Annotated in this window: 16 protein-coding genes and 1 pseudogene; 8 read left to right on the forward strand and 9 right to left on the reverse strand. The window is 63.1% G+C overall.

The genetic code is table 11. The features are described 5' to 3' along the window. Positions 1-960, reverse strand: coding sequence for an AAA family ATPase (locus tag JYG34_RS08305; RefSeq protein ID WP_011532987.1), 960 nt, complete (start codon positions 958-960; stop codon positions 1-3). Positions 961-1470: 510 nt separating this feature from the next. Here JYG34_RS08305 and JYG34_RS26285 point away from each other — a divergent pair. Together JYG34_RS26285 and JYG34_RS08310 are read left to right on the forward strand one after the other, a co-directional pair. Further along, positions 1471-1650: pseudogene (locus tag JYG34_RS26285) on the forward strand (hypothetical protein); the annotation flags it as partial. 115 nt (positions 1651-1765) lie between these two features. Further along, on the forward strand, positions 1766-2035 hold the full coding sequence (locus JYG34_RS08310) for a DUF3077 domain-containing protein (RefSeq protein WP_213660252.1): 270 nt from the start codon (positions 1766-1768) through the stop codon (positions 2033-2035). Positions 2036-2733: 698 nt separating this feature from the next. On the opposite strand, the gene JYG34_RS08315 is transcribed toward JYG34_RS08310, so the two are convergent. The 7 genes from JYG34_RS08315 to JYG34_RS08345 all read right to left on the reverse strand — a co-directional run bounded on the left by JYG34_RS08315 (position 2734) and on the right by JYG34_RS08345 (position 12562). Further along, positions 2734-2949: a hypothetical protein gene (locus tag JYG34_RS08315; RefSeq protein ID WP_213660253.1), complete on the reverse strand. Its 216-nt coding sequence runs from the start codon at positions 2947-2949 to the stop codon at positions 2734-2736. Between the two features lie 369 nt (positions 2950-3318). Further along, positions 3319-3753, reverse strand: coding sequence for an SMI1/KNR4 family protein (locus tag JYG34_RS08320; protein ID WP_213660254.1), 435 nt, complete (start codon positions 3751-3753; stop codon positions 3319-3321). Beyond that, on the reverse strand, positions 3750-8477 hold the full coding sequence (locus tag JYG34_RS08325; RefSeq protein ID WP_213660255.1) for an RHS repeat-associated core domain-containing protein: 4728 nt from the start codon (positions 8475-8477) through the stop codon (positions 3750-3752). Before JYG34_RS08325 ends, JYG34_RS08320 begins: the two co-directional genes overlap by 4 nt. A 131-nt stretch (positions 8478-8608) precedes the next feature. Further along, on the reverse strand, positions 8609-9937 hold the full coding sequence (locus JYG34_RS08330) for an MFS transporter (protein WP_213660256.1): 1329 nt from the start codon (positions 9935-9937) through the stop codon (positions 8609-8611). A gap of 45 nt (positions 9938-9982) precedes the next feature. Beyond that, entirely contained in the window at positions 9983-11176 is a 1194-nt protein-coding gene (lhgO, locus tag JYG34_RS08335) for an L-2-hydroxyglutarate oxidase (protein WP_213660257.1), read from the reverse strand. 103 nt (positions 11177-11279) lie between these two features. Further along, a complete protein-coding gene (locus JYG34_RS08340) occupies positions 11280-11990 on the reverse strand; it encodes a FadR/GntR family transcriptional regulator (protein ID WP_213660258.1) in 711 nt (236 codons plus the stop codon). A gap of 218 nt (positions 11991-12208) precedes the next feature. Beyond that, a complete protein-coding gene (locus tag JYG34_RS08345; protein WP_213660259.1) occupies positions 12209-12562 on the reverse strand; it encodes a hypothetical protein in 354 nt (117 codons plus the stop codon). A gap of 271 nt (positions 12563-12833) precedes the next feature. Between JYG34_RS08345 and JYG34_RS08350 the strand changes: the two genes are divergently transcribed. Further along, positions 12834-17699 (forward strand): NAD-glutamate dehydrogenase, encoded by a 4866-nt coding sequence (locus JYG34_RS08350; protein WP_213660260.1) that lies wholly within the window; start codon positions 12834-12836, stop codon positions 17697-17699. A gap of 155 nt (positions 17700-17854) precedes the next feature. Here JYG34_RS08350 and ppsR read toward each other — a convergent pair whose 3' ends face one another. Next, the gene (gene ppsR, locus JYG34_RS08355; protein ID WP_213660261.1) at positions 17855-18673 is read right to left on the reverse strand and encodes a posphoenolpyruvate synthetase regulatory kinase/phosphorylase PpsR; all 819 of its coding nucleotides are present in this window, start codon (positions 18671-18673) and stop codon (positions 17855-17857) included. 181 nt (positions 18674-18854) lie between these two features. On the opposite strand from ppsR, the gene ppsA reads away from it, so the two are divergent. The 5 genes from ppsA (at position 18855) to JYG34_RS08380 (ending at position 24372) form a co-directional block, all read left to right on the forward strand. Continuing rightward, positions 18855-21230 carry a phosphoenolpyruvate synthase gene (gene ppsA / locus JYG34_RS08360; RefSeq protein ID WP_213660262.1) on the forward strand — a complete coding sequence of 792 codons (2376 nt, stop codon included), beginning with the start codon at positions 18855-18857 and terminating at the stop codon, positions 21228-21230. Positions 21231-21390: 160 nt separating this feature from the next. Further along, entirely contained in the window at positions 21391-22389 is a 999-nt protein-coding gene (locus tag JYG34_RS08365) for an alpha/beta fold hydrolase (protein ID WP_213660263.1), read from the forward strand. 87 nt (positions 22390-22476) lie between these two features. Next, entirely contained in the window at positions 22477-22968 is a 492-nt protein-coding gene (gene rraA, locus JYG34_RS08370; protein ID WP_011532999.1) for a ribonuclease E activity regulator RraA, read from the forward strand. A 27-nt stretch (positions 22969-22995) separates the two neighbouring features. Beyond that, positions 22996-23991 (forward strand): zinc transporter ZntB, encoded by a 996-nt coding sequence (locus tag JYG34_RS08375; protein WP_213660264.1) that lies wholly within the window; start codon positions 22996-22998, stop codon positions 23989-23991. 117 nt (positions 23992-24108) lie between these two features. Then, positions 24109-24372 (forward strand): CrfX protein, encoded by a 264-nt coding sequence (locus JYG34_RS08380; protein ID WP_213660265.1) that lies wholly within the window; start codon positions 24109-24111, stop codon positions 24370-24372. Position 24373 lies beyond the last annotated feature (1 nt).

Below are 24373 nucleotides of genomic sequence, written 5' to 3' on the forward strand. Positions count from 1 at the left end.
TCAGGCGACGGCCACGACGTCGAGGATGCGCTGGACCACCCGGTCCTGGTCGACCCCTGCGGCTTCGGCTTCGAACGAGAGGATGATGCGGTGGCGCAGCACGTCGAACAGCACGGCCTGGATATCCTCGGGGCTGACGAAGTCGCGCCCGGCCAGCCAGGCGTGCGCCCGTGCGCAGCGGTCCAGGGCGATCGAGCCGCGCGGGCTGGCGCCGTAGGCGATCCAGTCGGCCAGTTCGCTGTCGAACTTGGCCGGGGTGCGGGTGGCCATCACCAGTTGCACCAGGTACTCCTCCACGGCGTCGGCCATGTACAGGCCGAGGATTTCCTTGCGCGCGGCGAAGATCGCCTGCTGGCTGACCCGACGCTCGGGTTTCACCTCGCCACCCAGCGCTTCGCCCCGGGCCTGCAGGAGGATGCGTCGCTCCACCGCGGCGTCGGGGAAGCCGATTTTCACGTGCATGAGGAAACGGTCGAGCTGGGCCTCGGGCAGCGGGTAGGTGCCTTCCTGCTCGATCGGGTTCTGCGTGGCCATCACCAGGAACAGCGGTGACAGTTCGTAGGTGCTGCGCCCGACGCTGACCTGGCGCTCGGCCATGGCCTCGAGCAGGGCGGACTGTACCTTGGCTGGCGCACGGTTGATTTCGTCGGCCAGTACCAGGTTGTGGAAGATTGGCCCCTGCTGGAATACGAAACTGCCGGTTTCCGGGCGGTAGATTTCGGTGCCGGTGATGTCGGCGGGCAGCAGGTCGGGGGTGAACTGGATGCGATGGAACTGTGCCTCGATGCCTTCGGCGAGCTCCTTGATGGCCTTGGTCTTGGCCAGGCCCGGGGCGCCCTCGACCAGCATGTGGCCGTCGGCCAGGAGCACGATCAGCAGGCGCTCGACCAGTTTCTCCTGGCCGAGGATCTGGGAAGAGAGAAAGGTGCGCAGCGCGATCAGCGCCTCACGGTGTTCCATCGTCGACGGTTCCTGGGAATGAGCCGGCGCAAACGGGTGGAAGCGACTGCCGGGCAAGGGCTGATACTTTAATCCATCCGGGGGGGCGGGGACCAATGGAGGTTTGCAAAAATCGTGTAAAGCAGGGGCGGGGGGGGGGGGGGGGGGCAGTGCCTGGCGGGTGTTCGGCGAGAGCCTTGCAGTGCCCTTCAGATCGAGCGCCGCTGCAAATCTATCGCCCAGCACCTAGCCGCAGCCCCCAATTCCCGCAAAACGCTCCGTTTTTTAAGACTTTCCCCATTCCTTGTAGTCCATTTCCCAAACATACTCCCAGGCCCTTACAAGCCATTGCGGTGCTCTAGTCTCGGGCGATCGCTACATCGTACGGCTGTGTTTTATGGCGGCTGTGCGTGGGGCATCTTCGGGTGCGCCGGGTTTCCTCTATTTGACCGGTCTGTCAACCCATGTACAGCTGCCACCCTGTGTTTGACAGCGAACGGTGATGGTTCCATCTCAAATTGAGGATTCATCATGCTGGAGATTGTCCCCGATCCACCCCACCACCCTCATTCCCTTGAAGATACCCTCATCCAGGCCACCGAGTACGCCCTGTGCGCGCTGACCGTGGCCCATCAGACCGTGCATGCCCAGCCCAGATCACCGGCCACGATCCTGATGATGGCGTCGATCCACGAAGTCAAATCGCTGCGCGCCCGGCCCTGTTCGCCGGCAAGCCGGCTCCTACCGGCGCTGCGTTTCACCTGTAGGAGCCGGCTTGCCGGCGAAAGGGCCCACCCAGGCACCAACAACTTCAGGGAGAAAAACAATGACTACAGACGACACCAACCCCAACACCACCGCAGGCAAAACCAAGTTCTACCAAGGCGAAGGCCAGACCGTCCCGCTGTTCTGCATCGAATCCGGCATCCCCTGCCAGCACGCCCGCGAACAAGCCTCGGAACTGATGGGCTGCGTGCGCGACCTGACCATTGCCGGGATCATGGAAGAGAAGCCGCAACTGCTCTGGGCGTCGTATTACCTGAGCGCACTGGCCAAGGCGCTGATGGATGATGCGGAGCTGGGCATGAGGCACTGAGGCAGGATCGGTTCGTTCTGGGTGCCTTGCAGCCAGTCGGGTGGGGTCGATCATGCAATGCATACATCGTGGGGCGGCGGGTGCCGCCCCGATTGCGCTGTTATTTAGCCTGCTGTGGCTGTGTTCGGATGCCGTCTCAGAACTGCGTCGCCGACTGTTTGTGTAGGTGCCGCCCAAGACGTCGCAACGGTAGTCAGTCTTGAGCTTGCTAGGAATGAGAGTTTGGTCGGAAATTGCCAGATTTTAGCTCGGTACTTTCCGTAAAGTAACCTGGAAATGCTTGGTTTTAATTTAGCATTTCCTACGGTCATCTAATTTCTTGATGCTCAGGTCTTGGTGTGGCTTGGGATCGTTTGTGAAGTGCAATTTTTAGTTTTCTGTAGGGCTTCGGGACATCTTTTCTGTTTAAGGGGGAGTTCATGTCACTTTCGGTTAGTGTGCTGGCCACCATTCGGATTGCCAAGTGTTCATGCTCTCCGGATTTATCAAGAGAGCTTTCTAGTGTTTCGATAAGATAAGCGCCTCGCGAGCAAGTTTCGTTAAATCTGATAACGTAATAGTTATCTATCGTCATTGCTCCTTCCTTTCGGGTTTCATCAAAGAAGAATTTTAGCGATCTTGATGCTGGCAGGTTCTTTATGAGTGTTGTCAGCCTGGCGCGAGGGCCTATTTCGAATGCGTTGCCAATGGGGAGTTTCTTATTGAAATATTGTTTGTGAAGTATCCAAAGTGGATTGCTTTTTATGAAATATATCTATGTAATTTTCATAGGAGTGAAAATCACAGGTCTCGCCAGTCAAGTAATATCCGGCATCCTCCAGTGTTTCCGGGGAGAAGTCGGAAACGCCAGGAAATTCGGGTTTTTCTACGCAGCCATCGCGCAGAAAAACATCGACAAGTTCAAATAGTTCCATGATTCACCTCATCGTGCAGGATTCGTTTTCGAAGCATGATGCTTGTTCAAGATATCCCTGGTCTTAGCAAGTTCTTCCACTCTATTGGATTTCGGGTTGGCATCGATTCCGGCTTGGGCAGCGGATGCCATTTTCTTGAAGTTGCTGGGCTCTTTAAGATACTCAACAATCCACTCGCATGCTTTTTTCAGCACAATTTTGGACGGATTTATTTTTTTGCTGAATCAGGCTGCGATTGTGGTGAGTTCGCAGTAGGACATGATGGTTTGTGTGTTTTTTATTAATGGTTGACGCGCATAAGCGGTAGCCACAGTCGCTGTGGCTACCGGTGAGTTTCGGTCTGGCACGGGGAAAGCTCTTGTTGGAAGTTTAAGCTGGTGGTTCGAAGTACCAGGTTAAAAACTCGTTAAAGCTTTTCCAGCGAGCAGGGAGTTTGCCATTAATGAACTCATCAAGGTGCGAAATGTCGAGATCGTAAACGGCGCCGTCGTTTATTCCGTACAAATACATTCCCTCACTTTCGTCGGAAGATAGTGCGAGGTAGTTTGTCGGTATCTCGTACCTGTCCCAGACATAGTCAGTTTGATCTGGGATTGCAGGGATGTCTGGGCCTTCAATGTCAAGGAGTTCGGCGACAGGTCGGGGGCTTATAAAGCTACCTTGATACTTAAGGTAGAAGCGTCCGAATTCAGAGTCTGTCGCCACTCCCAGATGTTGAAGTGCCGATGCTGCTCTATTTTGATCCGCTCTGGCGATATCGCCCTTGTAGCCGCTTAAGTACTTTGTAACTTCCAGTGGAATCATATGCTGCAGCCTCCAGTTCTCGATTTGTTTGCCTCTGTCGCACGATCTTTCCAGTACTGCCTTCGGTCAATGTCAAAAGCATCACGATCAACAGGGAGTTCGGGGTTTTTCTTGTTTCCGTGTGGGTGCAAGGCTTCTCGGCCTCGGCCTTTTGCAGCTCTGTGTGTGCTTGTCGTTACCTCTAACAGTGGCCCGACCGACTGTTGACGGGAGTGGTGCAGCTGAAGCTGTTGCGGCACACCATTCTTCATCATGTAGGGTGCGCCACCTTCCATGGCTCGTTGTAAGTTTGTCTTACCTTTGTGTTCCATATCCCAGTCGATATTTTGCTGGTAAACAGTGTAGGTAAGCCCTGTGCCTCGGTTACAGGGTCCCCAGCTTCCCTTTTTGAAGCGGTTCAAGCCGAGTGGGTCGAGCCAGTCTATCGGATTCGGCGCATAAAGATAAAAATTGAGCCCACCAGCCAAACCGATAGGGTCTTGGCTAACAAACCGTCCAGCAATGGGTTCGTAGTACCGGTGCCGGTTGTAATGTAGCCCCGTCTCATGGTCGTGGTACTGACCCTGGAAGCGAATCGGGTTGCTCAGGCCCTGCTGCTTGGCCCAGTCCGAGCGCTCCTCACGCACCTCGCCCCAGGCCTTGTACTGCCCGGTCCAGGCGACATTGCCCTGCTCATCGGTCAGCTCCATCGGCGTACCGAGGTGGTCGCAGTGGTACCAGGCAATCGCGTCGAACGCCTGTGGTTTCACCTCGGTGTGCCACAACGGATCCTGATCGAAGTCGTACTCGCGCTGGCTCCAATCCGGTTGCTTGTGCAGGCGGATCGGGTTCTTGCGCAGGGCCTGGGCGACCGGCACGAAGCTGCCCGGTTCGTACAGGTAGTGCACGGTGCGGCCGGTGTCGCCTTCATCGCGTGGCGGTGAGCTCTCCCAGGCCAGGGTGTCGCCATCCCAACCAAACAAGGTGAAGCCGCAGCCGAGTTCGCGTTGACGCTTGGCCCGTTGCAGCTGGTTCCAGCCGGTCCCCGCTTCGGGACGATCCCAGAAGTGCGCCACCGAATGCTTGTGCAAACGCCGGCCCAAGGCGTCGTAGCTGTAGTCGACCTTGAGCTTATCGTCGTTGTAGCTGGCCAGCCGGTCGAACAGGTCCCAGGTGAAGTGCGCATGGGCGCCGTTGTGCAACCGGTGCACCAGATTGCCGCGTTCGTCATAGCGGTAATGGGTACCCGCGTACTCGCGCAGCAGGTTGTCCATCAGCTTGTTGCGCCGTGGATCGGCTTCCAGCGGGCGGTTGAGTTCCTGGGTTTTCTGGTCCAGCAGGTTGCCGGCCGGGTCGAAGGCGAAGGTTTCCACGCCCAGGCGGCTGGTGGCCTTGAGCAGGCGACCGACCGGATCGTACTGGTACTCCAACGGCCCACGACGGCTGTCGTGGATGTTGCTCAGTTGCCCCGCTGCGTCATAACGGTACTGACGCTTGAGCAGCGTGGACTGGCCGTCATGGCTGCCCAGCAGTTGTTCCTGCAAACGCCCGGCCGGGTCCCAGGCCTGGTTCTGCATCAGTTTATTACCCTGATGGCGCACGATTTCGCGGTGCAGGTCATCGCGCTCGTAAGCCAGCATCTCGTGCTGGTCGAGGGTCATGCCCAGCAGGTGGCCGCTGCCGTAGGTCAGCCAGCTGACCTTGTGGCCATCCGGACGAATCGTTGCAGTACGTTGATTGAGCGCATCGTATTCGTGCTGCCACACCGCGACCATTGGTGTGCCGGTGGCCAGGTAGTGCTGGTGCTCACGGGTCAGGTTGCCGGCTTCGTCGTGGAACCATTGCAGCTTGCTGGCGGCGTTGACCGCCTGGATCAACTGGCCATTGCCGTCGTAGGCGAAGGTTTCGCTTTGGCTCTGGTTGCCCAGGCGGGCCGTGCGCTCACTCAATCGGCCCATCGGGTCGAAGGTCAACTCGATGCGGCGCTGCCCGACTTGGGTCGAGGCGAGGCGGCCGCTGTACGGGTCGTACTGGTAACGGGTGACCAGGCCATCGAAACCGGTTTCTTGCAGCAGCCGGCCCACCGGGTCGTAGAGGAAGCTGGCTTTGCTGGTGTTCTCGTTTTCCAGCCCGATCAAGCGGCCGAGCTTGTCCCAGCGATAACGCAGGGTGTGTTCGTTGGCGTCGACGCGCTCGCTCAGCAGGCCGACCGCGTTGTAGGTCCAGGCGGTACAGCGATCAAGGGCATCGACATGCGCCAGCAGACGCCCTTCGGCGTCGTAGTTGAAACGCTCCTCGGTCTTGTCGGGATGGGTGATCTTGGCCAGTTGCCCGGCCTGGTACTCGTAGGCGGTTGTGCTGCCGGCCGCATCGGTGAAGTCGGTCAACTGGCCGAAGGCGTTGTACGTCCACTGGCTGCTCTTGCCGGAGCAGTCGGTGTAGGCAAGCAACTGTCCGGCATCGTTGTAGGCGAGCGTCTTTTCGTTGCCCAGCGCATCCTTGATCACCTTGACCAGCCCAGTCGGGGTGTAGGCGAACTCGGTCTTGTGGCCCAACGGGTCGACACTTTCGACCAGGTTGCCGCGTTCGTCGTAGTCGCGTAGCCACAAGCCACCTTCGGCATCGCGCAGCTTGATCGGCTGGTCGTGATCGTCGTAGGCGTAATGCACCGTGCTGTGGTCGGCGCGGATGTGCTGCAGCAGGTTGCTGCGCTCATCGTAGGTGTAGCGGTCCTGGCTGCCGTCGGGGTGGACGTGGCGGATGACGTTCTTGCGCTGATCGCGGAACAGCCACTCCTCGCGGCCGTCCGGGTGGATCAGGCGGTAGGTGTAGCCCAGGGCGTCGTAGTAGTGCCAGGTTTCCTGGCCGTGGGCGTCGGTGACATAGGTCAGGCGGATGTTCGGGTCCCAGGCCAGGCGGGTCTCGAAGCTGCCATCGTCGGCCCATTCGTGGATGGCCTTGGCCTGCGGGCCGTTGCCGTCCCATTCCAGGTTGATGCCGCGCCCGGTGCGGTCGGTGTAGCGGGTGATCAGGTGCTGGCGGTATTGGTAGTACCAGGCAGCGCCGTGCTCGTCCTGGGCGGCGATCAGGTCGCCGTGGGTGTCGTAGTGGTAGCCGCACAGCTGACGCAGCGGCGTGCCATCGACCACCTGCCACAGGCCCTGGATATGCCCGTGGTCATCGAGCAAGGTGCCCAGTTGCAGGTGGACTTTTTCGGGGTCGTTGTCGGAATAGGTGTTGATATCCGACAGCACCGGTCGGCCATTGAACTGGTGCTCGTAGTGCAGCATTGCCCCGGCGCCACTGCGCAGCTGGATATGCGTCAGGTAGAAGCGGTCCCCCTGGCGGGCATAGGTTTCGCGGCGGTCCAGGCCACGCAGCAACACCAGTTGCTGCTCGGCGGTACGCACCAGGGTGAAGTACTCCACCGCATCATGGTGCGGCTTGCCCTGCTTGGGCAGTGGGTAGTCGTGGCTGCGGCCGTCGCTGTCGTGGAGCACCACGCCCTTGTCCACAACATCGATACAAGTGGTGAATTCGGTAATCCAGCGGGCGCCGAGCGAACCATGATCGAGGGCCGCCAGCCGCGAGTTATAAGTGCGCGTCCAGTTGACCGGGAACGGCCCGGACAGACTGAAATCCTGGTGAGCAAGGGTTTCATCACCAAGCACATGGCCGATGCTGAAACCGGTACAGGCACAGGGGCCGTTCTTTTCGGGCTTGGGCTGCTTGTTGGCGCGGACCTGGCTGCGCACCACCTCGGTCGGTCCTTCCGCGTGGACATGCCGGGCCTGGTGGGTGACGCCGGGGCGGATGGCGACGGCCATGCCCGGGCGGCGCGGGTTGGCCAGCACGGTCTCGAGCAGGCGGGTCAACAGCCAGGCGATGCTGTTTTCCATACCGGCGCTGCCCAGGGCCTGCAGGCGCTGGGGCACGACCTTGGCCAGGTCTTCGAGGGTGCGGATCAACGGCCCGAGCAGGCTGTCCAGCTCGCCGCTGAAGTGGCGGGCGACGCTGTTGTAGCCGTCCTTGAGGCTGCCTTCGGTGGCGTTGGCCAGGGCCGACAGGGCCAGGCGCCAGGCGTCGGTCTCCAGGGCCGAATCGTACAGCGCCACCTGGGCCATCTGCGCACGGGCCAGGCGGTGGCTGCTGGCGGCATCCAGCTTGCCACGGGCGGCGGCGGTAATGGTCTTGGCCAACGAGGTGAACAACAGGCGCGCGGTGTCGGCAGCGGCGCTGAGCATGGCCGGCAACTGGGCCAGGGCCTCGCGCACGTAGTGCTCCAGGGCACCGCGGATATTGGCATGCAGGTGGCCGTCGATGATTTCCAGGATCACCGCGCCGATGTGCGCGCCGGGGCGGCGGCGCAGGGTCTGGCGGGTCAGCTGCAGCACCGGGCGCAGCACCGTGCGGGCACGGGACAGGCCGGGTGGATAGGGGACGATGCCGATCAGGTTGATGCCCAGGCTGACCCACAGCAGTGGGTCGGGAGAAGGGTTTTCGACCAGTTCGAGGATATCGATCAGGGCGTCCACGCAGGCCAGGGCGTTGGACATGGCGGGTACGGTTTCGGCGGCCTGGCGCAGCAGTTGCAAATCGACCAGGCCGTAGCTGATTTCCTGCAGCCAGTGGTCAACGGAAGCGGCGGCGGCGCCGAGGTCTTCGCTGAGGAGGGTGTCGAGAGGGGCAATGGCGATCTGGATTTCGCGCGTGGTGAGCGCGGCATCGGCGGGTGCGGCAGACATCGTGAAAGGGCCTTCCTAGGCCGGGGACGCGAGGTCCCGGGTGGTCCGTGAGGGCGAAAGGATACTAAGGCGGGGGCGGTTCGGCCATGGGGGAAACCCTGAGGCCTCTGTAGGAGTTTCTGTAACGGGGCTCAGTTCTTCGACTTCGAATGCCGCCACCCTTGGTCAAAGCATGCGAACACCACCACCAGCACACCGGCCACCGCCAGGATCAACGCCACGCCATCGGTGGAATGGGTTGCCGACCCGGCCACCAGCGCCAGCCCACCCAGCGGCGCCAGGCCGCCGGCCACGGCGGTGCCGATCTCGCGCCCGGTGCCGAACCCGGACGAACGCGTCTGGGTCGGGAACTGCCGGCTGAGGAACGACCCCTGCGGGGCGAACATCATCGGCGCCAGGATCCCGGTGCCCACGGCGATGGCCAGGTAGATCATCATCGGCTCGCCGGTCGACAGCAGTTGCAGGAACGGGAACGCGAACAGCGCCGACAGCACCCCGCCCAGCATCAGCACGGTCTTGCTGCTCCATCTGTCGCACAGCCAGCCGAAGAACGGCACGGCGAAGATCGCCACCAGGCTGGCCAGGGTCACCGACAGCGAGGTGACGTGGGCCACGACGCCCTTGAACTGGGTCAGGTACGCCAGCGAGAAGGTCTTGAAGATGTAGCTCAGGGCGTTGTAGCCCACGGCCACGAAGAACACCACGGCCAGGCCCTTGAGGTCGTTCTTGAACAGCAGCTTCAGCGGCGACACCTGCGGCTTGTCGTCGGCCTTGTCCAGCTCTTTGAAGTCCGGGGTCTCGGGAATGCTTTTGCGCACCCACAAGCCCACGGCCACCAGGACGATGCTGGCGATGAACGGGATGCGCCAGCCACCGGCGAGCAGGAACTCATTGCCGTTCATGGTCAGCAGGTACACGGTCAGCGACGACAGCAACAGGCCCAGGTTCAGCCCCAGCGCCGGCCAGGCGCCCTGGCTGCCGCGCTTGCCTTCGCTGGCGTGCTCGTAGGAGGTCACCGCCGCGCCGGACAGTTCGGCACCGGCACCCAGGCCCTGGATGATGCGGATGACCACCAGCAGGATCGGTGCCCAGATACCGATAGTGGCGTAGCCCGGGATCAGCCCGATCAGCGCGGTGCACACCCCCATCATGCAGAAGGTGATCACCAGCACCTGCTTGCGCCCGAAACGGTCGCCCAGGTAGCCGAACAGCACGCCGCCGAAGGGGCGGGCGATGAAGCCGATGGCGAAGGTGGAGAACGCCAGCAGCGAGGCCACCGCCGGGTTGCTCGGGTCGAAGAAGATCTTCGAGAAGACGATCGCCGCCATGGTGGCGTAGAGGTAGAAGTCGTACCACTCCAGCATCGAGCCGAAGATGGTCGCCGCCGCCACCTTGCGCAGGCGCTTGCGTTGCTGTTCGGGCGTTTCGGTCGCGGCCAGGGCCGCCTCGTGTACCGACATCGAAGGTTTCCTTATTGTCTTTGTAGTTGTGGGTGCAGCGGATGTTCAGCGGGCCTTGAGGATTTTCTCGGCGATCATTTGGCCGATGGGGATGGCCGAGGTGGCGGCCGGAGACGGGGCGTTGCAGACATGGACCATGCGCGGGGTCTCGGCGAACAGGAAGTCGTGCACCAGGGTGCCGTCGCGCATCACTGCCTGGGCACGGATGCCGGCCTCGTAGGGCAGCAGGTCCTCGACCTCGAGCGACGGGCAGTACTTGCGGCACTGCTCCAGGTAGCCGCGCTTGAACAGCGAGTTCTTCATCTCGGCGGTGCCGGAGCCAAGGTTGTTCCAGATGGTTTTCCAGAAACCGGGGAAGCTTGCGTACTCGGCGACATCGCGGCAGTTCACCGAGAACTTGCGGTAGTTCTCCCGGCCGAAACCCAGCACCGCGTTGGGGCCGACGGTGACGCTGCCGTCGATCATCCGTGTCAGGTGCACGCCGAGGAACGGCAGTTCGGGGTCGGGGATCGGGTAGATCAGGTGGTTGACGATCTGGTTCTTGCTCGCCGGCAGGCGGTAGTACTCGCCACGGAAGGGGATGATCTGGTGGTCGATCCTGACCCCGGCCAGGCGCGCCAGGCGGTCGGACTGCAAGCCGGCGCAGGCCACCAGCTGGCGGGCGCGCCAGGTATGGCTGTCGCTGGTGACGGTGACGTGGTCGGCGTGCTCCTGGATGGCGCGCACGGCGGTGGACAGGCGCAGCTCGCCACCGGCCTGCTGGATCACCTTGGCCATGGCGTCGCACACCTGTGTGTAGTCGACGATGCCGGTGGCATCGAGGAACAGCGCACCCTTGCCGACGATGTTCGGCTCCCGCTCGCACAGCGCGCCGGCATCCAGGCGCTCGACCTTCAAACCGTTCTGCTGCGAACGCTCATACAGCGCCTGCATGCGCTGCACTTCCAGGTCGTTGGAGGCCACCAGCAGCTTGCCGCACACCTCGAAGGCGATGCCGTGCTCGCTGCAGAAGTCCTTGGTGGCCTGGGCGCCGCGTTTGCACAGGTCGGCCTTGAGGCTGCCGGGGGCGTAGTAGATGCCGGCGTGGATCACACCGCTGTTGTGGCCGGTCTGGTGGCGGCCGAGGCTGGCCTCTTTCTCCAGGAGCAGCAGCGAGGCGCCGGGGCGCTGTTCGAGCAGGGCCATGGCGGTGGCCAGGCCGACGATGCCGCCGCCGATGATGCAGTAGTCGTAGGTCATGCAGGGTTACCTTGGTGTTCTTGTCGGTGGATCTGCTTATCAGGTTGTCAGACTAACTAATGCGCGTGAAAACCTCGCCAGGTCGCGATGAGATTCTCCGGGGTCAGTCGAGGGCGGGGAGGTCGAGTTTCAGGCGTTTGGCCGAGGCGCGCAGGTGGGCTTCGGCGCAGGCCGCTGCTGCCTGCCGGTCGCCGTCGGCGATGGCCAGGTACAGTGCGCGGTGCTCGCGCAGGGCGTCGGCCGAACCACCTACCGCTGGGGTGGCGGAGTTTTCCCAGGCAGTGCGGCGCGCGGCGGCCAGCTGGCCGCCGAGGAAATCGTGGAAGGCGACGAAGTAGTCGTTCTTGCTGGCTTCGGCGATGGCGCGGTGGAAGGCCACGTCGGCGGCCGAGGCGGTGGCGAAGTCGCTGCGTTGGCCTTCCATGGTCTCCAGGGCGGTGGCCATGCGCTTCAAATCATCCGCGTCGCGGCGGCGAGCGGCAATGGCGGCGGCCTGGGTCTCGATCCACAGGCGCATCTCGAACATCTGCACCAGGTCCGGCTTGCGCCCCTGGCTGCCTGGGAAGCGGAATACCGTGCCGCTGGGCGTCTGCGAGATGTACGAACCGAGCCCGCGGCGGGCGATCAGCACGCCGTCGGCCTTGAGCTGCGCCACGGCCTCGCGCACCACCGAGCGGCTGACGTTCAGCTGTTCGGCCAGTTGCTGTTCGGTAGGCAGGCGCGATTCGGCGGCCAGGCGGCCGGCATCGATTTCACCGCGGATGGCGCTGACAACCCGTTCGACGAGGGTGTCTGGGCGCTGAAGCTCGAGCATGGACAGTGGTTTCTTATTGGTCAGGTTGTCAGACAATGCCTGTGTCAGTAGTGGCCTGTCAATGTTCTGGAAGCTTGCGCGTGCCCTGTGGGAGCGGCCTTGTGTCGCGAAAGGGCCGCACAGCGGCCCCGGCAATTTCAGCTTCGCCGCCGAGATACTGGGGCTGCTGCGCAGCCCTTTCGCGACACAAGGCCGCTCCCACAGGCGATGTGCCGGGTTCAAACCTCGGACACGAACGTCCCGGTTCCGTCGAGGATATTGCGCAAGGTCAGCGCCACTTCGTCCAGGTCGCTGCCGGTAGACGTCAGCACGATCTCCAGCGACTCGTCCCCCTTCAGCGCATCACGATCCCCCGGCGCCACCTCGATCAGCAGCCGCTGCGCGCTCAGGGTCACCTTCAGCCCATCCAGCGTAGAGGGCTCGTCGTCCAGCGTGAGGTCGACGGTGTCTTCGTCCGGATAGCGGGTCAGCAGGAACATCTGGCCCTTGTCGCTGTGGCAGCACAGGGTCGCCATGTTGTCTTCCTCGTCGTCGCAGGGGGTGGCGAAGAGCAGGGCGGTTTTCAGTTGCATGGGCGGCTCGGGTCAATGGAAATGAACGGGAATTCTGACAGCCTTGACCGCCGCGATAAACGTAAAGTTACCGCCCCTTGACCGAATATGTCGCAGCGCTGCAAGCCGCAGTGACCGTTCAGTCGTTAAGCTCCCCAGTCGGTGGACATGACGCTCATGTCCAACGCCTGGTTTTACCGTCCGGCTTGCCGCGGGTTGGCTATCGTTGATCCGTACGTGGCGGACGCACGCGACGCTTCACCTATAACAAAGCCCAAGCGGAGTACCACAGATGGCGTTTTTCACCGCAGCCAGCAAAGCCGACTTCCAGCATCAACTGCAGGCGGCCCTGGCGCAGCACATCAGCGAACAGTCCCTGCCACAAGTGGCGCTGTTCGCCGAACAGTTCTTCGGCATCATCTCTCTGGACGAACTCACCCAGCGCAGGCTGTCGGACCTGGCCGGCTGCACGCTGTCCGCCTGGCGCATCATCGAGCGCTTCGACCCCCAGCACCCGCAGGTGCGGGTCTACAACCCTGATTACGAACGCCACGGCTGGCAGTCCACGCACACCGTGGTCGAGGTGCTGCACCACGACCTGCCGTTCCTGGTCGACTCGGTGCGCACCGAACTCAACCGCCGTGGCTACAGCATCCACACGCTACAGACCACCGTGCTCAGCGTGCGCCGTGGCAACAAGGGCGAACTGGTCGAACTGCTGCCCAAAGGCACCCAGGGCGAAGGCGTCAGCCACGAGTCGCTGATGTACCTGGAAATCGACCGCTGCGCCAACGCCGCCGAACTGACCACGCTCACAAAAGAGCTGGAGCAGGTGCTGGCCGAGGTGCGCAGCGTGGTCGCCGACTTCGACCCGATGAAAGCCAAGATCCGCGAACTGCTGGAGCTGGTCGAGCAGAACGCCTTCGGCCCGGCGCAGAGCGACAAGGCCGAGGTGAAAAGCTTCCTGTCGTGGCTGCTGGACAACCATTTCACCTTCCTCGGCTACGAGGAGTTCACTGTCGCCTCGGATGCCAACGGCGGCCATCTGGTCTACGACGAAGGCTCGTTCCTGGGCCTGGCGCGCATGCTGCGGGCGGGCCTGGGCGCCGATGACCTGCGCATCGAGGATTACGCCGTCGCCTACCTGCGCGAGCCACGCCTGCTGTCGTTCGCCAAGGCCTCGCAACCGAGTCGCGTGCACCGTCCGGCCTACCCGGACTACGTGTCGATCCGCCAGATCGACAAAGAAGGTAACGTCGTCAAGGAATGCCGCTTCATGGGCCTGTACACCTCGTCGGTGTATGGCGAGAGCGTGCACACCATCCCTTACATCCGTGGCAAGGTCGCCGAAGTCGAGCGCCGTTCGCACTTCGACCCGAAAGCCCACCTGGGCAAGGAGCTGGCCCAGGTACTGGAAGTGTTGCCGCGCGACGACCTGTTCCAGACCCCGGTCGACGAGCTGTTCAGTACCGCCATGTCGATCGTGCAGATCCAGGAACGCAACAAGATCCGCGTGTTCCTGCGCAAGGACCCGTACGGCCGCTTCTGCTACTGCCTGGCGTATGTACCGCGCGAGATCTACTCCACCGAAGTGCGGCAGAAGATCCAGCAGGTGCTGATGGAGCGCCTGAAGGCCACCGACTGCGAGTTCTGGACCTTCTTCTCCGAATCGGTGCTGGCCCGCGTGCAACTGATCCTGCGCGTCGACCCGAAGAACCGTATCGACATCGATCTGCAGCAACTGGAAAACGAAGTGATCCAGGCCTGCCGCTCGTGGCAGGACGACTTCTCCACGCTGGTGGTGGAGAACTTTGGCGAAGCCCACGGCACCAACATCCTCGCCGACTTCCCCAAAGGCTTCCCGGCCGGCTACCGCGAGCGCTTCGCCGCGCATTCGGCGGTGGTCGACATGCAGCATGTGCTCAACCTGTCGGAAACCAAGCCGCTGGCCATGAGTTTCTACCAGCCGCTCACGCAGCTGGGCGAGCGCACGCTGCACTGCAAGCTGTACCACGCCGACACGCCGCTGGCGCTGTCGGACGTGCTGCCGATCCTGGAAAACCTCGGCCTGCGCGTGCTCGGTGAGTTCCCGTACCGCCTGCGCCACGCCAGCGGCCGCGAGTTCTGGATCCACGACTTCGCCTTCACCTACAGCGAAGGCCTGAACCTCGACATCCAGCAGCTCAACGACACCTTCCAGGACGCCTTCGTCCATATCGTCAAGGGCGACGCCGAGAACGACGCCTTCAACCGCCTGGTGCTGACCGCCGGCCTGCCATGGCGCGACGTGGCGCTGCTGCGCGCCTACGCCCGCTACCTCAAGCAGATCCGCCTGGGCTTCGACCTGGGCTACATCGCCAGCACCCTGAACAACCACACCGACATTGCCCGCGAACTGACCCGGTTGTTCAAGACCCGCTTCTACCTGGCGCGCAAGCTGACCCAGGACGACCTCGACGACAAGCAGCAGCGCCTGGAGCAGGCGATCCTCACCGCGCTGGACGAGGTCCAGGTGCTCAACGAGGACCGCATCCTGCGCCGCTACCTGGACCTGATCAAGGCCACGCTGCGCACCAACTTCTACCAGCCGGACGCCAACGGCCAGAACAAGTCCTACTTCAGCTTCAAGTTCAACCCGAAACTGATCCCCGAGCTGCCGAAACCGGTACCCAAGTTCGAGATCTTCGTCTATTCGCCACGGGTCGAGGGCGTGCACCTGCGCTTCGGCAACGTCGCCCGCGGCGGCCTGCGCTGGTCGGACCGCGAAGAGGACTTCCGCACCGAAGTGCTGGGTTTGGTCAAGGCCCAGCAGGTGAAGAACTCGGTGATCGTGCCGGTGGGCGCCAAGGGCGGCTTCCTGCCGCGCCGCCTGCCGCTGGGCGGCAGCCGTGACGAGATCGCCGCCGAAGGCGTGGCGTGCTACCGCATCTTCATCTCCGGCCTGCTCGACATCACCGACAACCTCAAGGACGGTGGCGTGGTGCCGCCTGCGAACGTGGTGCGCCACGATGACGACGACCCGTACCTGGTGGTGGCGGCGGACAAGGGCACCGCGACCTTCTCCGACATCGCCAACGGCATCGCCATCGACTACGGCTTCTGGCTGGGCGACGCCTTCGCCTCGGGCGGCTCGGCCGGCTACGACCACAAGAAGATGGGCATCACCGCCCGTGGCGCCTGGGTGGGCGTGCAGCGCCACTTCCGCGAGCGCGGCATCAACGTGCAGGAAGACCCGATCACCGTGGTCGGTGTCGGCGACATGGCCGGCGACGTGTTCGGCAACGGCCTGCTGATGTCCGACAAGCTGCAACTGGTGGCGGCGTTCAACCACCTGCATATCTTCATCGACCCGAACCCGGACCCGGCCACCAGCTTCGTCGAGCGCAAGCGCCTGTTCGATTTGCCGCGCTCGGCCTGGAGCGACTACGACACCAGCATCATGTCCGAAGGCGGCGGGATCTTCCCGCGCAGCGCCAAGAGCATCGCCATCAGCCCGCAGATGAAGGAACGCTTCGCCATCGAAGCCGACCGCCTGACACCCACCGAGCTGCTGCATGCGCTGCTGCAAGCGCCGGTCGACCTGCTGTGGAACGGTGGTATCGGCACTTACGTCAAGGCCAGCACTGAAAGCCACGCTGATGTCGGCGACAAGGCCAACGACGCCCTGCGCGTCAATGGCAACGAGCTGCGCTGCAAGGTGGTGGGCGAGGGCGGCAACCTGGGCATGACCCAGCTCGGCCGTGTCGAGTTCGGCCTGAACGGCGGCGCCACCAACACCGACTTCATCGACAACGCCGGTGGCGTGGACTGCTCCGACCACGAGGTCAATATCAAGATCCTGCTCAATGAGGTTGTGCAGGGTGGCGACATGACCGAGAAGCAGCGCAACCAACTGCTGGGCAGCATGACCGACGAAGTCGCCGGCCTGGTGCTGGGCAACAACTACAAGCAGACGCAAGCGCTGTCGCTGGCGGCCCGCCGCGCCCGCGAGCGGATCGCCGAGTACAAGCGCCTGATGGCCGACCTTGAGGCCCGTGGCAAGCTGGACCGTGCCATCGAGTTCCTGCCCACCGAGGAGCAGTTGGCCGAGCGCCTGGCGGCTGGCCAGGGCTTGACCCGCGCCGAGCTGTCGGTGCTGATCTCGTACAGCAAGATCGACCTCAAGGAGCAACTGCTCAAGTCGCTGGTGCCGGATGACGACTATCTCACCCGTGACATGGAGACAGCCTTCCCGCCGTCGCTGGTGAGCAAGTTCGCCGATTCGATGCGCCGTCACCGCCTGAAGCGCGAGATCGTCAGCACCCAGATCGCCAACGACCTGGTCAACAACATGGGCATCACCTTCGTGCAGCGCTTGAAGGAGTCCACCGGCATGAGCCCGGCGAACGTTGCCGGCGCCTATGTGATCGTGCGCGACATCTTCCACCTGCCGCACTGGTTCCGCCAGATCGAGGCGTTGGACTACCAGGTGCCGGCCGAGATCCAGCTGACGTTGATGGACGAACTGATGCGCCTGGGCCGTCGCGCCACCCGCTGGTTCCTGCGTAGCCGGCGCAACGAGCAGGACGCGGGTCGTGACGTCGCCCACTTCGGGCCGGTGCTCGCGCAGTTGGGGCTCAAGCTCGACGAGTTGCTGGAAGGGCCGACCCGCGAGCGCTGGATGGTTCGCTACCAGAGCTTCGTCGAGGCCGGCGTGCCGGAACTGCTGGCGCGCATGGTCGCGGGGACCACCCACCTGTACACCCTGCTGCCGATCATCGAGGCCTCGGACGTCACTGGCCATGACCCGGCGCAAGTGGCCAAGGCGTTCTTCGCCGTGGGTAGCTCGCTGGACCTGACCTGGTACCTGCAGGAGATCAGCAACCTGCCGGTGGACAACAACTGGCAGGCCCTGGCCCGCGAGGCGTTCCGCGACGATATCGACCTGCAGCAGCGGGCGATCACCATCTCCGTGTTGCAGATGGCCGATGCGCCGGACGACATGGACGCCCGCGTCGCGCTGTGGTGCGAGCAGCACCGGGTGATGGTCGAGCGCTGGCGCGCCATGCTCGACGATCTGCGCAACGCCACCGGTACCGACTATGCGATGTACGCGGTGGCCAACCGCGAGCTGGTCGACCTGGCGATGAGCGGGCAGGCGGTGGTGATTCCGTCCTGAGCCTTGCGTTGAAGTAAAAAAAGAAGCCCCGGCAGCGATGCCGGGGCTTTTTCATGGGGTCCTGGCGCGGATTTTGTGGTGGTGCGCAAATCGAGCGCCGCGCGGGCGGCGCTCGGTCTGGCTGGCGATAAAAATCTTATGGCGAGCCCCTCGCGTTACTTGAACCGCCGCTCCACGCCTTTCTCCACCAGGATCTTCGCCGAAATCTCCTCCACCGAGAAATGCGTGGAGTTGATGTTGGGGATGTTCTCCTTGCGGAACAGGTTCTCCACCTCGCGCACCTCGAACTCGCACTGGGCAAAGCTCGAATAGCGGCTGTTGGGCTTGCGCTCGTGGCGGATGGCGGTCAGGCGGTCGGGGTCGATGGTCAGGCCGAACAGCTTGTTGTGGTGCTTCTTCAGCACCGCTGGCAACTGCAGGCGCTCCATGTCGTCCTCGGTCAGCGGGTAGTTGGCGGCGCGAATACCAAACTGCATGGCCATGTACAGGCAGGTCGGGGTCTTGCCGCACCGCGACACGCCCACCAGAATCAGGTCGGCCTTGTCGTAGTAGTGGGTACGCGCGCCATCGTCGTTGTCGAGGGCGAAGTTGACCGCCTCGATGCGCTCCATGTAGTTCGAATTGCCGCCGATCGAGTGGGATTTACCCACGGAATAAGACGAATGGGCGGTCAATTCCTGCTCGAGTGGGGATAAGAACGTCGAGAAGATGTCGATCATGAAGCCATTGGACGTGGCCATGACCTCACGGATGTCCTGGTTGACGATGGTGTCGAAGATGATTGGGCGCACCCCGTCGCGCTCGGCCGCGGCGTTGATCTGCTGGACCATGGCGCGAGCCTTGTCCAGCGTATCGATGTAGGGGCGCGTGAATTTGTTGAACGGAATGCTCTCGAATTGTGCGAGCAGGCTCTGGCCCAGCGTTTCTGCGGTGATGCCGGTACCGTCGGAGATGAAGAACGCAGTTCGTTTCATTTGCACCTGGGGCCTTAAGCTGCCGAATATTTCTGGATATGATAGGTTCGGTTTGCCGAACAGGGTCGTTTGGCATTCTCACTTATTTTCCAGGTCCAGGCCACAAGCGTCCCGGCCCAGTCGCACAACCGGCAGGCGGGCGCCCTTGAGCTTTTCCAATACAGTTAGTGGAGAGATCACCTTGGTAGAGTACGTAGTTTCCCTCGATAAGCTCGGCGTCCATGATGTGGAGCATGTGGGGGGCAAGAACGCATCCCTCGGCGAGATGATCAGCAACCTCGCCGGTGCCGGCGTGTCGGTGCCGGGCGGCTTTGCCACTACGGCCCAGGCGTACCGCGACTTTCTCGAGCAGAGTGGCCTGAACGACCGCATCCATGCGGCGCTCGACGCCCTGGATGTGGACGACATCAACGCCCTGGCCAAGACCGGCGCGCAGATCCGCCAGTGGGTGATGGAAGCCGAATTCCCGGCGCGCCTGGATTCGGAAATCCGTACGGCCTTCGCGCAGATGTCCAAGGGCAACGACAACATGGCCGTGGCCGTGCGTTCCTCGGCCACCGCCGAAGACCTGCCGGACGCCTCCTTCGCTGGCCAGCAGGAGACCTTCCTCAACATCCGTGGCGTCGACAACGTCATCCGTGCCGCCAAGGAAGTCTTCGCCTCGCTGTTCAACGACCGCGCCATCGCCTACCGCGTGCACCAGGGCTTCGACCACAAGCTGGTCGCCCTGTCCGCCGGCGTGCAGCGCATGGTCCGCTCGGAAACCGGCACCGCTGGCGTGATGTTCACCCTCGATACCGAATCGGGCTTCCGCGACGTGGTGTTCATCACCGGTGCCTACGGCCTGGGTGAAACCGTCGTGCAGGGCGCGGTCAACCCCGACGAATTCTATGTCCACAAGCAGACGCTGCAGGCCGGTCGCCCGGCGATCCTGCGCCGCAACCTGGGCAGCAAGGCGATCAAGATGGTCTACGGCGACGAAGCCAAGGCCGGCCGTTCGGTCAAGACCGTCGAAGTCGACCGTGCTGAACGCGCACGCTTCTGCCTGAGCGACGCCGAAGTCAACGAACTGGCCAAGCAGGCCATGATCATCGAGCAGCACTACCAGCGCCCGATGGACATCGAGTGGGCCAAGGACGGTGACGACGGCAAGCTGTACATCGTCCAGGCCCGCCCCGAGACCGTGAAGAGCCGCTCCAGCGCCAATGTCATGGAGCGCTACCTGCTGAAAGAGAAGGGCACCGTGCTGGTCGAAGGCCGGGCCATTGGCCAGCGCATCGGCGCGGGCAAGGTCCGCGTGATCCACGACGTCTCGGAAATGGACAAGGTCCAGCCGGGCGACGTGCTGGTCTCGGACATGACCGACCCGGACTGGGAACCGGTGATGAAACGCGCCAGCGCCATTGTCACCAACCGCGGCGGCCGTACCTGCCACGCGGCGATCATCGCCCGTGAGCTGGGCATCCCGGCGGTCGTCGGTTGCGGCAACGCCACCCAGGTGCTCAAAGACGGCCAGGGCGTCACCGTTTCCTGCGCCGAAGGCGACACCGGCTTCATCTTCGAAGGCGAGCTGGGCTTCGACATCAAGCAGAACTCGGTGGACGCCATGCCCGAGCTGCCGTTCAAGATCATGATGAACGTCGGCAACCCGGACCGCGCCTTCGACTTCGCTCAGTTGCCCAACGCCGGTGTGGGCCTTGCGCGCCTGGAATTCATCATCAACCGCATGATCGGCGTGCACCCCAAGGCGCTGCTCAACTACGCCGGCCTGCCGCCTGAGCTGAAAGACAGCGTCGACAAGCGCATCGCCGGCTACGATGATCCGGTTGGCTTCTATGTCGAGAAACTGGTCGAGGGCATCAGCACCCTGGCCGCGGCCTTCTACCCGAAAAAGGTCATCGTGCGCCTGTCGGACTTCAAGTCCAACGAGTACGCCAACCTGATCGGCGGCAAGCTGTACGAGCCGGAAGAAGAGAACCCGATGCTGGGCTTCCGTGGCGCCTCGCGCTATATCAGCGAATCGTTCCGTGACTGCTTCGAGCTCGAGTGCCGCGCACTCAAGCGCGTGCGCAACGATATGGGCCTGACCAACGTCGAGATCATGGTGCCGTTCGTGCGCACCCTGGGCGAGGCCAGCCAGGTCGTCGATCTGCTCGCCGAGAACGGCCTGGCCCGCGGCGACAACGGCCTGCGCGTGATCATGATGTGTGAACTGCCGTCCAACGCGCTGCTGGCCGAGGAGTTCCTCGAGTACTTCGACGGCTTCTCCATCGGCTCCAACGACCTCACTCAGCTGACACTGGGCCTGGACCGCGACTCCGGCATCATCGCCCACCTGTTCGACGAGCGTAACCCGGCCGTGAAGAAGCTGCTGGCCAACGCCATCCAGGCGTGCAACAAGGCCGGCAAGTACATCGGCATCTGCGGCCAGGGCCCGTCGGACCACCCGGACCTCGCCAAGTGGCTGATGGAACAGGGTATCGAGAGCGTGTCGCTGAACCCGGACTCGGTGCTTGAAACCTGGTTCTTCCTGGCCGAAGGCCAGGGCGCGGCCTGATGCAATACCTGCGGGAGCGCCCGTGCGCTCCCGCATGAAACCCTGTGGGAGCGGGCTTGCCCCGCGATAGCGCCAGCCAGGACAGCACTGTCCGTCGGCCTGGTTCAATCGCGGGTCAAGCCCGCTCCCACGTTCATGTCCTTAGTTTGTTCGTGAATCCATGCAAAGCAGCAGCACCCTTTTCCCCGTCGCGTTGCTCAGTGCCGAGCGCCGCGGCGACCTCAGCGAAGACGTCTATCGGATCAAGGCCGGCAACAGCCCGGACCCGAGCGTCGAACTGGCAGTCACCCGCCTGGGGCTGGCTGATCAACGGCGCGCCCAGGGCGTGCCGGTCATTCTGCTGCACGGCAGTTTTTCCAACCGACGGTTCTGGTTCTCGCCAAAGGGTATCGGCCTGGGTGCCTTCCTCGCACGCGCCGGATTCGACGTTTGGGTCCCGGAAATGCGCGGTCACGGCCTGTCGCCGCGCAACCGTGACTGGCGGCACAACCGGGTAGCGGACTACGCCCGCTACGACTTGCCGGTGATTGCTGCGTTCGTTCACGAGCAGACCGGCCAGGTGCCGCACTGGGTTGGGCACTCGTTGGGCGGCATCACGCTGGCCGCAGCCCTGGGCAGCGGGTACCTGGAGGCCGGGCTGGTGGCCAGCGCGGCGCTCTTCGGCACCCAGGTCAGCCGTGTCTACTGGCCGTTGAAGGTGCCGCCGGTGGAGTGGGGCGCGCGCCTGTTGATCAAGCGTTTTGCGCAGATTTCCGGCTCGCGCCTCAAGCGTGGCCCGGAGGACGAGCCCATTGGCCTGGCCCTGGAAAGCCTGCGCTGGAATGGCCTGTTCGGTCGCTTTGGTGACAAGGAGCAGGACTGGTGGGCGGGGCTGGCGGACGTCGAGGTGCCGCTGCTGGCGGTGGCCGGCGCGGCGGACTTCCAGGACCCGGTGTGGGCCTGCCGCAAGCTGTTCGAACAGTTCGGCGGCGACAGCAAGCAGTTCCTGCGGCTGGGGCGCGAGGAGGGCTTCGAGGCCTTCGGGCATGTCGACATGCTGGTCAGCAAGGCGGCGCAGGCGCAGGTGTGGCCGCTGGTGGAGCGCTGGTTGAGGGATCCGCTGGTCGCGGTGCATGCCTCGACGGTGGCGGCTGAGCCGGTACACGCAGCAGCAAACTGACTGACCGGTCCCGGATGACTGCCATGCCGTCCAAGGTGTAGCCTTGATGCCACCTTCGCTTTCGTTGTGACTGACAGGAGTTTCCCCATGCAGCATTACGTAACGCCCGACCTGTGCGACGCCTACCCGGACCTGGTCCAGGTGCTCGAACCCATGTTCAGCAACTTCGGTGGCCGCGATTCGTTCGGTGGCCAGATCGTCACCATCAAGTGCTTCGAGGACAACTCGCTGGTCAAGGAGCAAGTCGATCTCGACGGCAAGGGCAAGGTCCTGGTGGTCGATGGCGGCGGTTCGCTGCGCCGCGCGCTGCTGGGCGACATGCTTGCAGAGAAAGCCGCGAAGAATGGCTGGGAAGGCCTGGTGATCTACGGCTGCGTGCGTGACGTCGATGTGCTGGTGCAGACCGATGTCGGCGTGCAGGCCCTGGCCAGCCACCCGATGAAGACCGACAAACGCGGCATCGGCGACCTCAACGTCGCGGTCACGTTTGCCGGCGTGACCTTCCGCCCGGGCGAGTATGTGTATGCCGACAACAATGGCGTCATCGTCTCGCCAAGCCCGCTGAAGATGCCGGAGTGACGCGCCGCGGGCGCTGATGGAGCTTTGATGTTCGAGGAAGACAACGCGCAGTGGGGCCTGGTGCATGCCCTGGTGCTCGATGGCAAGGGCGGCGCGCGTTCGATCGCCCGGACCGAGCTGGACGATCTGCAGTTGGATGCTCATGAGAGCCTGTGGCTGCATTGGGATCGCAGCCACCCGCAGACCCGCACCTGGCTGCTGCAGGACAGTGGCCTGAGCGCGTTCGCCTGCGACCTGCTGCTGGAGGAAAACACCCGTCCACGCCTGCTGCAACTGGCCAACGAGCAGATGCTGCTGTTCCTGCGCGGCGTCAACCTCAACCCGGGCGCGGAGCCTGAAGACATGGTGTCGGTGCGCATCTTCGCCGAGGCGCGCCGGGTCATCTCGCTGCGCCTGCGCCCTTTGCGCGCCAGTGACGAAATACTGCAACAGCTGGACGAGGGCAGGGGGCCGAAATCTGCCTCCGAACTGCTCCTGCTGATGGGCGAGCTGTTGACGGAAAAGGTCCAGGCACTGGTCAGCGACCTGTCGGAAGCCGTCGATCTCGAGGAAGAGAAGGTGGAATCCGACGAACGGTATGCACCAGAGCAGGGCAGCCTGCAGCAAATCCGTCGTCGCGCCGCCGGCCTGCGCCGTTTCCTCGCCCCGCAGCGGGATATCTACGCCCAGTTGTCGCGCAACAAGTGCAGCTGGTTCGCCGACCCCGACGCGGACTACTGGAACGAGCTGAACAACAGTCTGATCCGCTACCTGGAAGAGCTGGAACTGGCCCGCGAGCGCGCCGCGCTGGTGCTGGAGAGCGAGGATCGGCGGCGCAGCGAGCGGATGAACCGGACCATGTACCGCTTCGGCATCATCACCTGCATCTTCCTGCCCATGAGCTTCGTGACTGGTCTGCTGGGCATCAACGTCGGCGGTATTCCGGGTTCCAGCAGCCCTTATGGCTTCCTGTTCGCCAGCCTGATCGTGCTGGGGTTGGCGGTGGGGCAGTGGCTGTTGTTCCGGCGGCTGAGGTGGGTGTGATGCGTCTCATCACGGGGCAAGGCGGGCGCAAATCTCATTTTGAAACATTCGTCCCACATTCATGTGTGACCCATCGGGCGGCGCCCTCGTCTTTGACTCACATTGCGCGAGGTGCCCATGCACGATCCGTTTGAAGAATCCCTGCGCGACCTGCTCAAGGCGTCGCCGTCCGGCCATGACCGTGACGACGCCGCTTGCCTGGGTCGCGTGCTCAAGACCGCCAACCGCCAGGTCGGCGCGGGTGATCTGTTCAGCTTGCTTGGCCGCTGGAGCCAGGCGCTGCTGATTGCCGTGAACAATGGCTCGGCGCATGTCGCGCCGGTCCGTCGCAACTCTACCCGCAACGCTGCCGCTGGCAGGCACGCAGATAAGGCCGATTGAA

It is taken from the genome of Pseudomonas entomophila (assembly GCF_018417595.1).
In the GTDB taxonomy this organism is placed as follows: Bacteria; Pseudomonadota; Gammaproteobacteria; order Pseudomonadales; family Pseudomonadaceae; genus Aquipseudomonas; species Aquipseudomonas entomophila_C.

What these genes read in the sequence shown, in the direction of transcription:
- JYG34_RS08305 (WP_011532987.1), bottom strand. Translation starts at nt 960, where the DNA reads ATGGAACACCGTGAGGCGCTGATCGCGCTGCGCACCTTTCTCTCTTCC.
- JYG34_RS08310 (WP_213660252.1), top strand. Translation starts at nt 1,766, where the DNA reads ATGACTACAGACGACACCAACCCCAACACCACCGCAGGCAAAACCAAG.
- JYG34_RS08315 (WP_213660253.1), bottom strand. Translation starts at nt 2,949, where the DNA reads ATGGAACTATTTGAACTTGTCGATGTTTTTCTGCGCGATGGCTGCGTA.
- JYG34_RS08320 (WP_213660254.1), bottom strand. Translation starts at nt 3,753, where the DNA reads ATGATTCCACTGGAAGTTACAAAGTACTTAAGCGGCTACAAGGGCGAT.
- JYG34_RS08325 (WP_213660255.1), bottom strand. Translation starts at nt 8,477, where the DNA reads ATGTCTGCCGCACCCGCCGATGCCGCGCTCACCACGCGCGAAATCCAG.
- JYG34_RS08330 (WP_213660256.1), bottom strand. Translation starts at nt 9,937, where the DNA reads ATGTCGGTACACGAGGCGGCCCTGGCCGCGACCGAAACGCCCGAACAG.
- lhgO (WP_213660257.1), bottom strand. Translation starts at nt 11,176, where the DNA reads ATGACCTACGACTACTGCATCATCGGCGGCGGCATCGTCGGCCTGGCC.
- JYG34_RS08340 (WP_213660258.1), bottom strand. Translation starts at nt 11,990, where the DNA reads ATGCTCGAGCTTCAGCGCCCAGACACCCTCGTCGAACGGGTTGTCAGC.
- JYG34_RS08345 (WP_213660259.1), bottom strand. Translation starts at nt 12,562, where the DNA reads ATGCAACTGAAAACCGCCCTGCTCTTCGCCACCCCCTGCGACGACGAG.
- JYG34_RS08350 (WP_213660260.1), top strand. Translation starts at nt 12,834, where the DNA reads ATGGCGTTTTTCACCGCAGCCAGCAAAGCCGACTTCCAGCATCAACTG.
- ppsR (WP_213660261.1), bottom strand. Translation starts at nt 18,673, where the DNA reads ATGAAACGAACTGCGTTCTTCATCTCCGACGGTACCGGCATCACCGCA.
- JYG34_RS08365 (WP_213660263.1), top strand. Translation starts at nt 21,391, where the DNA reads ATGCAAAGCAGCAGCACCCTTTTCCCCGTCGCGTTGCTCAGTGCCGAG.
- rraA (WP_011532999.1), top strand. Translation starts at nt 22,477, where the DNA reads ATGCAGCATTACGTAACGCCCGACCTGTGCGACGCCTACCCGGACCTG.
- JYG34_RS08375 (WP_213660264.1), top strand. Translation starts at nt 22,996, where the DNA reads ATGTTCGAGGAAGACAACGCGCAGTGGGGCCTGGTGCATGCCCTGGTG.
- JYG34_RS08380 (WP_213660265.1), top strand. Translation starts at nt 24,109, where the DNA reads ATGCACGATCCGTTTGAAGAATCCCTGCGCGACCTGCTCAAGGCGTCG.